Source organism: Kitasatospora sp. NPDC094015 (assembly GCF_040304075.1).
Taxonomy (GTDB): domain Bacteria; phylum Actinomycetota; class Actinomycetes; order Streptomycetales; family Streptomycetaceae; genus Kitasatospora.
The window spans coordinates 140,506-150,858 of the sequence record NZ_JBEOUL010000017.1 but is presented as its reverse complement, the minus strand read 5'-3'; the positions used below and the strand labels follow the sequence as shown (position 1 = coordinate 150,858).

10 protein-coding genes are annotated in these 10,353 nt (G+C 73.2%); 5 read left to right on the top strand and 5 right to left on the bottom strand.

Annotated elements, in window-relative coordinates; all coding sequences use genetic code 11:
- A partial coding sequence (locus tag ABT014_RS21365; protein WP_502895049.1) for a sigma-70 family RNA polymerase sigma factor occupies nucleotides 1-461 on the bottom strand: 461 nt, incomplete at its 3' end.
- Nucleotides 462-963: 502 nt separating this feature from the next.
- Here ABT014_RS21365 and ABT014_RS21360 point away from each other — a divergent pair.
- The 3 genes from ABT014_RS21360 to ABT014_RS21350 all read left to right on the top strand — a co-directional run bounded on the left by ABT014_RS21360 (nucleotide 964) and on the right by ABT014_RS21350 (nucleotide 4,758).
- Complete coding sequence (locus ABT014_RS21360; protein ID WP_350640578.1) at nucleotides 964-1,305, top strand: hypothetical protein; 342 nt, start codon at nucleotides 964-966, stop codon at nucleotides 1,303-1,305.
- A gap of 402 nt (nucleotides 1,306-1,707) precedes the next feature.
- Nucleotides 1,708-3,699, top strand: a complete 1,992-nt coding sequence (locus tag ABT014_RS21355) for a hypothetical protein (protein ID WP_350640577.1) — start codon at nucleotides 1,708-1,710, stop codon at nucleotides 3,697-3,699.
- 42 nt (nucleotides 3,700-3,741) lie between these two features.
- Nucleotides 3,742-4,758: a hypothetical protein gene (locus tag ABT014_RS21350; RefSeq protein ID WP_350640576.1), complete on the top strand. Its 1,017-nt coding sequence runs from the start codon at nucleotides 3,742-3,744 to the stop codon at nucleotides 4,756-4,758.
- Nucleotides 4,759-5,003: 245 nt separating this feature from the next.
- On the opposite strand, the gene ABT014_RS21345 is transcribed toward ABT014_RS21350, so the two are convergent.
- Nucleotides 5,004-5,639 (bottom strand): TetR/AcrR family transcriptional regulator, encoded by a 636-nt coding sequence (locus ABT014_RS21345; RefSeq protein ID WP_350640575.1) that lies wholly within the window; start codon nucleotides 5,637-5,639, stop codon nucleotides 5,004-5,006.
- A 222-nt stretch (nucleotides 5,640-5,861) separates the two neighbouring features.
- Here ABT014_RS21345 and ABT014_RS21340 point away from each other — a divergent pair, with 222 nt between their 5' ends.
- Entirely contained in the window at nucleotides 5,862-6,671 is an 810-nt protein-coding gene (locus ABT014_RS21340) for a class II aldolase/adducin family protein (protein WP_350640574.1), read from the top strand.
- Nucleotides 6,672-6,759: 88 nt separating this feature from the next.
- A complete protein-coding gene (locus ABT014_RS21335; protein WP_350640573.1) occupies nucleotides 6,760-7,812 on the top strand; it encodes a 2-dehydropantoate 2-reductase in 1,053 nt (350 codons plus the stop codon).
- Between the two features lie 429 nt (nucleotides 7,813-8,241).
- Here the strand turns inward: ABT014_RS21335 and ABT014_RS21330 are convergent, their stop codons facing one another.
- The 3 genes from ABT014_RS21330 to ABT014_RS21320 form a co-directional block, all read right to left on the bottom strand.
- Nucleotides 8,242-9,435, bottom strand: coding sequence for a serine hydrolase domain-containing protein (locus tag ABT014_RS21330; protein ID WP_502895048.1), 1,194 nt, complete (start codon nucleotides 9,433-9,435; stop codon nucleotides 8,242-8,244).
- Nucleotides 9,436-9,704: 269 nt separating this feature from the next.
- On the bottom strand, nucleotides 9,705-9,788 hold the full coding sequence (locus ABT014_RS21325; protein ID WP_350640584.1) for a hypothetical protein: 84 nt from the start codon (nucleotides 9,786-9,788) through the stop codon (nucleotides 9,705-9,707).
- A 102-nt stretch (nucleotides 9,789-9,890) separates the two neighbouring features.
- Nucleotides 9,891-10,331, bottom strand: a complete 441-nt coding sequence (locus ABT014_RS21320; protein ID WP_350640572.1) for a MarR family winged helix-turn-helix transcriptional regulator — start codon at nucleotides 10,329-10,331, stop codon at nucleotides 9,891-9,893.
- Between the last annotated feature and the right edge of the window lie 22 nt (nucleotides 10,332-10,353).

Below are 10,353 nucleotides of genomic sequence, written 5' to 3'. Positions count from 1 at the left end.
GTGCTCAGCGGGGCGCCGAGCAGGTCGGCGACCTCCCGGCAGGTCTTGCCCTGGTAATAGGCGAGGGTGAGCGACTGCCGCTGGAGATCGGTGAGACCGCGCAGACAGTGCCGTACCCGCTCACACTCCAGCCGGTCCTCGACCTCCTCGACGACCTCGTCGAACGGCGTGGCCTGGAAATGTGCCGCCGCGCGCCTGTCGCGCGCCGCCGTGGCCTCGGTGTAGCGGACCCGGTCCACGGCACGGTGGTGCGCCACGGTCAGGACCCAGGTCAGGACGGCGCCTCGGTCGGGTCGGTAGCGGGCGGCGGTGCGCCACACCTCCAGCATCACCTCCTGCGCCACCTCCTCCGCCTGGGCCGGATCGCGCAGCACCCGGCGGACGATCCCGAAGACCGGGCCGACCACCGCCCGGTACAGCGTGCGGTAGGCGTCGTGGTCGCCCACGGCGACCTTGGCCACGAGCTCCTGGAGCTCCTCGCCCCGCGGTGGTGGCCCGAAGGACGACCGGATCACGTTCACAGCGGCGCGGCACCCCGTTCCACCCGGGCCGGCAGCTGCACGGCACACGGGGCAGGGATCCGGGACGACGGGGTGGGTGCCATCGTTGCGGCCTCTCACAACTCGGTGCGGGGGCCGGCGGAACGGCCCGGCCACCCCTGATTCGAAGCCGAGGGCGGCCCGGACGGGTCAACAGCAGAGAATTGCCGGTTTTCCACCGATTGAGGCCCCGAGCACCCGTAGGCGCCCCGACATCGCCGACGACGTCACCGTCACCACGAGATCGACTCCACCGGCGTGCCAGATTCACCCCCGGGCGGCGTCCCGGGCACACGCAGAGTGCCTGCCCCACGGTCGGGCCGCGGTGGCGTAGCGTCAGAGCCGGAGACCGGCGTTGGCGCTGTCTCCCCTCGGCCCGGCCCGCCATCCCCCCGGCGGCCGGGCCGCCCCCTCATCGGCAGCCATGCGGCCAGGCACCGTCGACGCCCGGGTGGGCGCGGCCGACGCCGTCGCGGGGTCGGGCGGTCGGCCCGTCACGGTCTGCGGTAGCGGGAGCCGGGAGCGGGGCGTACGCCGGGATCTCGCCTACTACCAGCGGCGCCCGTTCGTCGCCGAGGAGCTCTGCTCGGCGCAGATCGCCCGGGCGGTACGCCTGCTGGACCCCATGGACAAGGAACAGCTGTACGAGCGGGTGATCGAGCTGACCGGCCCGGACGAGGAGCAGCTGACGCGGGCGGCGCTCCGGCGGGAGGACCATCACGCCTGCGGCCCCGACCAGCCGCGGGCCGGGCCGGCCGGCGCGTGACAATCGGTGACGGCCCGGGGCGGCGAGTGGGAACACACGGTCACAAGGGCACCGGGGCGCGCCTGATGGCGGTGTGTCGTCCGGCCGGGGTCGGAGGGCTCCGCCCGGCGCCTGCGTCGGGCCGTCAGGGTTGCGGACGGTGACGACGATTCGGGTCGGGACGTGTTCGCCCTCGGGCGGTGGCTGCGCACGGTGATCGAGCTGCCGGCCGCGGCTGGCGGTGCTAGCCCCAGCCCGGCACCGGTGGCACGTTGTTCGACGGGCCCGAGCAGCCGTCCGGATTGCGCCGGCGTGGGCGCGGGGGCACGGTGGAAGTACCGCGCTCGTACGGCCTGCGGTGGAGCATGACGCGATGCCAGCGCCTGTGGCCGCCGTCGGCTTCCCGTGAAGAGGTGAAGCGTCGTGACCGGCGTGCCCACGCAGTTGACGGTGGCAGATCTCGTGCTCGGCTCCCTGCGTTCAGGTGGTGGTCCGGTGCCGGACGACGCCGATCTGCCGTTCTTCCGCCTGGGCGCGCTCGGTCCGGTGCTCGGGGACTACCTGCCGACCCATCCGGCGGCCGCGGCCGGCCCGAACGCGCCGATGTTCGGGGTGTGGGCGCCGATCCTTCGGCTCCTCGCGGGGACCGTCGGCACGCCGGGCATGGCGGCGAACCTGCGCAGGCTCAAGGACGTGCTCGGCCGCTTCGAGAAGGCCGTGCAGGACAAGGACCAGCTGGCGCTGCTGGCGATGAAGGACGACCTGCAGGCGCTGCCCGGGGTGGTGAGCGCCCTGCAGGGACAGTTCGGCTCGATCAGCGGCCTGCGGACCTCGCTGAAGGACGCGATCCTGAAGACCCGGCCGCTGCCCAAGGCCCCGCCGGCCGGTAAGTGGGTGCCGCGCGACACCGTGCACGGCCACCGCACCGGCACGTTCTGGCACGCGCTGCGGACGAAGGCCGCAGCCTCCGGCGACCCGCGGATCCGCGCCTTCGGCCTGGGCTCAACCGTCGGGTACGCCGGAGCTCTGTGCGGGAACCCGTTCGTCAACGGCGTCGTCGGCTCGCCGTACCGGACCCACTGGTGGCGCCACCGCTGGGTGTCGCACCACGTCGACGCCTGGGTGTGGGGCTACTACCGCACCAGGGAGCGGGTGCGCGCCGCCGGCGCGGAGATCGTCTTCCCGGCCGGCACCGGCGGGCGGGTGCCGCTCCCGCCGTGCGGCACCTGGGACGACATCGCCGGCGCCGAACTTCAGGACCGGTTCGCCATCGGCGGGATCACACCCGACCTGGTGCTGAACGCCGTCCGCGACGGCGTCCCCCTCACCGGGTTCCTGCCGCCCGAGCTGGTGACGCTCTGGCTGGACAGCTACCGCGACGCGGTCGGTGACCCGGCCTCGGCGGGCGTCGACGGGCCGGGCCTGGACGGCGCGTACGCGATGACCTGGCTGACCACCTGGGTCATGAGCTCGGCGGCGCTGCTCGGTGCGACGCCGCCGCACCGGATCCAGGAGCCGGACGCCTGCGGCGACCGGCCCGACTGGGTCGAGGTGGACGGCAGCGTGGTCGTGGGCGGCACGGTCGTCCCGCCGCCGACGGTCACCCAGCCCGATCCCTCCGTCGCGGAGGTCGCGAGCGCGATCGTGGCGGCGATCCTGGGCGTGGCGGAGTTCCTGCTGGGCGGGCTGGCCGCGGCGGCGGCGCTGCTCTGGGCGGCGGTCGAGCTGCTGGACGACGCCACCGACCCCGGCTGGGACAACCTGCGCTGCCAGTCCGGCTGGACGGAGTCCTTCCTCGCCCGCCTGGAGAACGCCTTCCACGACCTGCTCAGCACGAGCGGCCTCGGCCCGCCGTACGCGGTGCAACTCGCCCACAACGAGATCCAGTTCCAGACCTGGGGCACGATCGTCCCGCCGGACTCCGGGCTCGGCACCTGCCGCAGCCCCTCCGCGCAGGAGGGCGACGGCTACCCGGCCGGGTTGTGGAGCCCGGCGGCGGGCAGCGAGAGCAACTGGCCGCAGTACCCGACCGAGCCGCTCGAGGCGCCGATGCAGATGTCCTACCCGGAGGGCCCATGGTGGCCGCTGCACTTCGTCGACGGGTTCAGCTTCACCGACGCCGGACCCGGCGCCGTGCCGCGCTTCCCCGCCACCCAGGACAACCCGCTGGCCGCGCCCGTCGGCACGCCCACCGTCCTCGACCCGGCCGCCTGGGAGCAGCGGATGCACAGCGCCGAGACGGGCGGACGCCCGCAGGGCGCCTTCGGCAACGCCGTGGACGTCGCCGTCGCCCTGATCGGCGCCCCCACCATGCCGCTTCTCGACTGGGACCTCGACGGGGACCGCGGCATCGGCTGGCCGACCTGGGTCTTCCAGGACCCGGCCGGCCACCCCGGCCCCGTCGTCCGGGAATGACCTCCGGGAACGGCACCGGGAAACGCGAAAGGGAGGCTCGCCATGACACCGCCCGCCGATGACACGCCCCGCCGCCCCCAGGGCGAGGGACCACCGCCGACCTACACCCCGTGGCTCGTCGTGCGGGCCGCGCCCGGGGACCAGGGCTCGCGGCCGCTGCCGGCCGGCGCCGTCTACTACGCCAGCCCGGACATCGCGGTGGCGCCCGCCGACACCTGGGGGAGGGTGCTGGCCGGCGACACGGTGACGGTGTCGGTCACCGCGCAGAACCTCGGCCACGCGGCCGCCCCGGGCGTACGCGCCCAGTTCTGGTGGGCTGATCCGTCCGTCGGGCTGACGCCCCAGCAGGCGACGTTCATCGGGACCTCGGACCGCACACCCATCGCCGCGGGACTCGCCGAGACCCTGGTCTGCACGACGCCCTGGACCCCGGTGTTCGTCAACGGCGGCCACGAGTGCCTGGTGGTCGAGGTCTCCTCGCTGTCGGACCCGCTGACCAGCACCTTCCGCTCCGACCTGGACCGGCACGTGGGCCAGCGCAACGTCACCGTGCTGCCGCCGCAGGGCGAACCGCAGCGGATCGTCCTGACCCTGGCCAACCCGTTCCGCGAGGACGCCCGGACGACCCTGTGGGTGCGCACCTTCCAGGTCACCGGCTTCGAGCGGCTCCCCGGCTTCGGACTGCCCCTCTCCCCCGCCGACACCCTGCTGCACGTCGACGACCCGGTCCTCGCCGAACCGCTCGCCGCCCTGGGCACCGAGGTCACCGCCCGGGAACCCGGCCAGGACCTGGCATTCGGCGACGTGACCATCGACCCGGACGCCCGGTGCGGCGGATACCCGGAGGCGGTCCTCGCCGAGCTGCGCGAACGCCGCGCACCCGGCCACGACTTCGGCCGGCCGGTCGCCGACGTGCTCCTGCCCGCCGCCGGCATCGCCACCGTCGAACTGACCGCCCCCCTCGGCACCACCGGCGGCGCGGCCCTCGTCCACCGCCTCACCCAGGTCTGCGACGACATCGACGTCGGCGGCTACACGCTCCTCGCCCTCCCGATCTGACAGCCCGCCGCTCGCCGGCGGACCGGCACCGCGGTCCGGAGACCTCGCCCGCCCACGAGGCTCCAGCCGGTGCGGGACTCCTCTCGTGCCAGCGGTCCGGGGCGGAGCGGAGTGGGTCGGTCGTCGCGTGAGGCCTTCCGAGGAAGGCCTCCCTCACCTCCGGCAGTTTCCGTACGGGCGATCACGTTCGGGCCGACGTTCGAAGGCGGACCTACCCAGAGCAGGGTCGCCTGACGGCCTCTCGGTCACCGCTGCGTGGCTGCCGGGCCGGCGGACCGCTCGGTGCTGAGTGCCGTCAGCAGGGGGGCGAGGAAGCGCCGTTCGAGCCCGCCGGGCGGGAGTTGCTCGGGTTCGACGTAGCTCTGTGCCAGACCACCTTCGCGGATGGCGATCAGCAGCCGGGCCAGTTCGTCCGGGTCGACGGTGAGGGCGCGGCCGGCCCGTCCCAGGTGCTCGGTGAGGCCGCGGGCGATCTCGGTGCGTAGCCGGGCGTCGTGTCGGGCGAGCACCTGGGCGGCTTGCGGGTCGCGGATGGCGTGCAGGGTGAACTCGGTGGTGACGAGGTACCAGTCGCGTTCGGCGGGGTCGATGTCGGAGAGGGCGTCGACGAGTCGTTGGAGGGTGAGGTCCGCTGCTGCGATGGAGTCGACGAGCTCGGTGATCCGCTGGACGATGCGTTCGCTGTGCGCGTCGAACAGGGCGAGGAAGAGTTCGTCCTTGCTGGTGAAGTTCGAGTAGAAAGCACCTCGGGTGTAGCCCGCGCGTTCGCAGATCTGTTCGATCGAAGTGGCGTGGAAGCCCTGTTCGGCAAAGGTCTCCAGTGCCGCCTGCAGCAGGGCGGCGCGGGTGAGCGGCCGGCGCTTGGTCATTCCCTTGGGCATCGGTTCTCCCTTGTCGGGCGTTCGGCGGGCGCGGCAGCGGGCAGCGGGCAGCGGGCAGCGGGCAGCGGGCAGCGGGCGACCTGCGGCGACGGCACTCACGATACCTTTCCGCATCGGATCCATTGGCGTATCCGATGCATGGATGTATCTTTCTGCTGTCCGTGCCCCTCACGGTGACCGACCAGGAGCTGTCCGCAGCGCCGCCGACCTCCGGAGCCCGCCATGAGCACCCCACCTCCCGCCGCCCTGGCCGCCGCCGTCGGACCCGTTCCTCAGGGCTTCACGCTGCCGATGCCGCCGGTCTTCGACTCGGTGGAGGCCGATCGCCAGTACCGCAAGGAGCAACTCGCGGCAGGCTTTCGCCTGTTCGGCCGGTTCGGCTTCTCCGAAGGCGTCGCCGGGCACATCACCGTGCGCGACCCGGAGAACCCGCGGTGGTTCTGGGTGAACCCGTTCGGGATGAGCTTCCACCAGATCAAGGCCTCCGACCTGATCCTGGTCGACCACGACGGCACGCTGCTGCACGGCAGCAGGCCGGTGAACCGGGCCGCGTTCGTCATCCACTCCCAGGTGCACTCCGCCCGGCCCGACACGATCGCCGCCGCGCACTCCCACTCGCTGCACGGGAAGGCGTTCTCCAGCCTCGGCATCCCGTTGGAGCCGATCACCCAGGACGCCTGCGCCTTCTTCGAGGACCACGGCCTCTACAGCGACTTCCGGGGCGTCGTGAGCGAAACCGAGGAGGGGAAGCGGGTCGCCGCCGCGCTGGGCGACCACAAAGCGGTGATCCTGCAGAACCACGGGCTGCTCACCGTCGGGCAGTCGGTGGCCGAGGCCGTGTGGTGGTTCATCACCATGGAACGTTCCTGCCAGGCCCAGCTGCTGGCGATGGCCGCCGGCAAGCCCAAGCTGATCGACCGGGAGACCGCGCTGATCACCCGGGGCCAGGTCGGCACCCATCTGGCGGGGTGGTTCCAGGCCCGCCCGCTGTGGGACCAGATCACCGCCTCGGACCCCGACCTCTTCGACTGAGCCACTCATGCTTCGTTCGAGGCCGAGCCGCTCCGGCCTCGAACGAACCCCTCCCCGTTCCACCCCGCCCCCTGCCCCGGAGGACCACGTGGCCAGCATCCCCGACCGCCCCCGGCTGCGGATCGCCGTCCTCGGCGCGGGCAGCATCGGCTGCCACCTGGGCGGCATGCTCGCGGCGGTCGCCGACGTCACCCTGATCGGCCGACCTGCCGCGATGGCAGCGATCGAACGGGCCGGACTGACACTGACCGGGCCCGGCAGCGCCCGCGAGATCCACCATCTGCGCCTGGCCACCGGCACCGCCGAAGCGGGAGTCAGCGAGGCCGACTACGTCCTGGTGACGGTGAAGTCCGCCGACACCGCAGCCGCCGGCCGGGCCCTCGCCGAACACCTGGGCCCGAGCTCGACCGTCGTCAGCTTCCAGAACGGCCTGCACAACCCGGACCTGCTGCGTGCCGAACTCCCCGGCCACCGTGTGCTGGCGGGCATGGTCCCGTACAACGTGGTCCGCACCGGTCCCGCGTCCTTCCACCAGGGCAGCGGGGGGAAGCTGATGCTGCAGGAGTCCGGCGACGACTCCGCGGGCGGCGCCGCCTTCGCGGCGGCCGCGCGGGCCGCCGGGCTCGGCCTGGCGCTGCGTCAGGACATGCCCGCCGTCCAGGCGGCGAAGCTGCTGATGAACCTCAACAACGCCGTCAACGCGCTCTCCGGTCTGCCGCTGCGCGAACAGCTCGGCCGCCGCGACTACCGGACCTGCCTCGCACTGTGCCAACGGGAGGCCCTGGCGGCCTTCCGTGCCGAAGGGATCCGCCCGGCGCGGCTCGGGCCGGTCCCGCCCGCCTGGACGCCGGGCGTGCTGCGGCTGCCCGACCCGCTGTTCCAGCGCCTCGCGGGCGCCAGCCTGCGCATCGACGCCCAGGCCCGCTCCTCGATGTGGGAGGACCTGCAGCGCGGCCGGACCACCGAGGTCGACTCCCTCCAGGGCGAGATCGTCACCCTGGCCCGCCGGCACCACCTGCCCTCCCCCGCCAACGCCCGGTTGATCACGCTGATCCGCGCCGCGGAAGCCTCCGCCCCCGGCACGGCTCGCCACTGGACCGGCCCCGAGCTCCTCGCCGCGCTGGGAAGCGACGGCAACTGACCCCTCCGGTAAGGACGATGCGCCGGAAACGGCCTGCCGACAGCGACCATACGGCCCTCCAGGCGCCACCGTCACCGCGACCGGTCGAGGCACGACCAACGTCGTTGCCGGCTGCTCCGGCGCCATCATCCAGCGACAGCCTGGTTCCTGCCCTGTCTCGGCCCGGTTGCGCAGACCTTCGGCGCAACCGCGTCACCGCCTCGCCAGGCCACTGTCGTCACACTGCTTGCGGCGCCCTGGGGTGGACGACAGAGGTGCGGTGCCTACCCACCGACTCCGGCTTCCTCCGGGGACGTTGAGCCCGTGGGTCGGTCCGGTGCCTGGGCCGTCGGGAAGTCCCTGCACCGCTGTTCCGAGCCCGCCGGTCGGACGCTGCCCTCCCGCTGGCCCCTTGGGCGTGCACCACTTCGGTGCACGCCCGAGGCGCTGTCACGTTGACGCGCCCTGACCGTCCAGCAGGGCGCAGACGAAGTCCTCCTCGACGGCACGAAGGTGTGCGAGCAGGTCCGGGGTGGTCCTCTCGCTCACCTGTGAGGTGACCGAGACGGTGAGGCTGCGGCGGCCGTCCGGGGTGCCGGCTCCGAGCTGGGTGTAGCCCACGGTATTTCCCGTGTGGCCGTAGACCACGCCGCACCTGGTGGTGTACTCGAAGATCCCCAGCCCGGACCGGTTGGCTCCCGGGCCCGCCGGCTCGGAGGCACCCGCGACGAAGGTCCGCTGCTGGCGGCGGGTCGCGTCGCTGATCAACGGGCCACCCGCGTACCCGGCCGCGAACGTGCTGAAGTCCTCGGGCGTGGAGACCAGGCCGCCCGACGCCCACGCGCCCGATGCGCCGAACTGCGTGCTGACGTCCTGCGCCGGTTCATTCGGCCGGACCGCGTACCCGTGCAGGTAGGGCTCCGGCAGCCGGTAGCCGGACGGGAGGCTGGTCCGTGTGAGGCCCAGCGGCTGGTAGACCTCGGTGGCCAGCAGGTCTTCGTAGCGCCGACCGGTCGCGGCCTCGGCCATCAGCCCGACGGCGATGTTGTCGGAGTTGGCGTACCGGTAGCGGGAGCCGGGGGTGAACTCCAGTTCCTGGTCGGCGACGTGGTCGAGCAGGCGGCGTGAGTCGAACACGTGGTGCGGGTCGGCGAGGAGCTCCTCGACGAACTCGGGTGCCGTGCTGTATTCCGGCAGACCGCTGGTGTGGTCGAGCAGCTGGCGCAGCGTCACCGATCCCCAGGCCGCCGGCAGCGAGGGCAGGCGGCCGGCGATGGTGTCGTCCAGTCGCAGCAGCCCGCGGTCCACCAGTCGCAGCGCGACCGCGCCGCTGAACGCCTTCGAGGCGCTGGCCAGGCGCATGTGGTCGGTGGTCCGCGGTGGTCGGTCGATCCCCAGCTCGGCCGTCCCGGCCCGGTACACCCGCGTGCGGCCACCGTCGCGCAGGACCGCGACGGCACCGGGCGGGCCGTCAGGCCGGTCGACGAGCTCCTGCAGTCGCGCCCGCAGGACATCGTCGCGATCCTCGCAAGGGCCTGCCGCGGCGGGGCATGCGGCCGCCAGCACGAGAGAGGCGCCGATCAGGGCGGCGACCGCCCGCCCGTGACGGTGGGACGACGGCGAACGACGGGTACGAACCGACACGGTGAGGCCTCCGAACCGCGACTCGGCGGCGGGTGAGGGCCGCCGCCCTGGCCGCAATCAGTCACCCGTCGGCCTCGCGGTGAAACGTCGGGGAACCCACCGTGCCCCGCCTGGGGGAGCTTCCTCCGCGGGATCCGGCAGGGACACCGACCGGTCCCTGCGTGCCGGCCGGGCGGAGACGGCCGCGCAGGTCGGCAGGCGGCGACCGGCCCGCGGGGCGCAGTCGGATGATCGGGCGTCCGCAGTCCCCGGGGGCCGGTCGTCGGAGGTCAGGAGACGGCGACGCCGGCAGGGCTGTTGCCGACCGGGACGGTGACGGTGACGGTGTTGGTGGCGGTGCCGATCACCGACACGTCGCTCGAGGCCGCGGACTCTGCCCACCGTGTTCCAGGACCGAGGCGCCCCTGCACCCGAGCGGCGGGTGCGGTACCTCGGTTCCCCGGAGCCAGGCGGGGTCAGAGGTCCTCGTTGTACCGCTCCAGGTAGGCGGAGAAGCGGGCCAGGTCGGTGTCGCTCCAGTCGGCGAGCCGGTCGAGGAAGGCTGCGCGGCGTTGCTCGTACGCGGCGCGGGCGGCGGCCAGGCCGGCGGGAGAGGGGTGCAGGATCCGGCCCCGGTGGTCGTCGGGGTCGGGCTCGCGGACCAGGTAGCCGAGCTTGGCCAGGGCTGCAACCTGGCGGCTGACCGTCGACTTGTCGAGCAGGAAGTGCGCGGCGAGGTCGGCACTCCGGCAGCCGCCGCGCTCGATCATCAGGTCGAGCATGCTGAACGCGACCAGCGAGAGATCGGGATGCAGCTCGGCGGCCCGGCCACGGGCACGGCGGGCGAAGGCGGTGAGTTCGCGCTGGATCGCTCGGAGGGACCGGTCCCGGGTGCGGGCCTCGACATTCTTGTTCACAGGTGTAGAGTACATCTATATA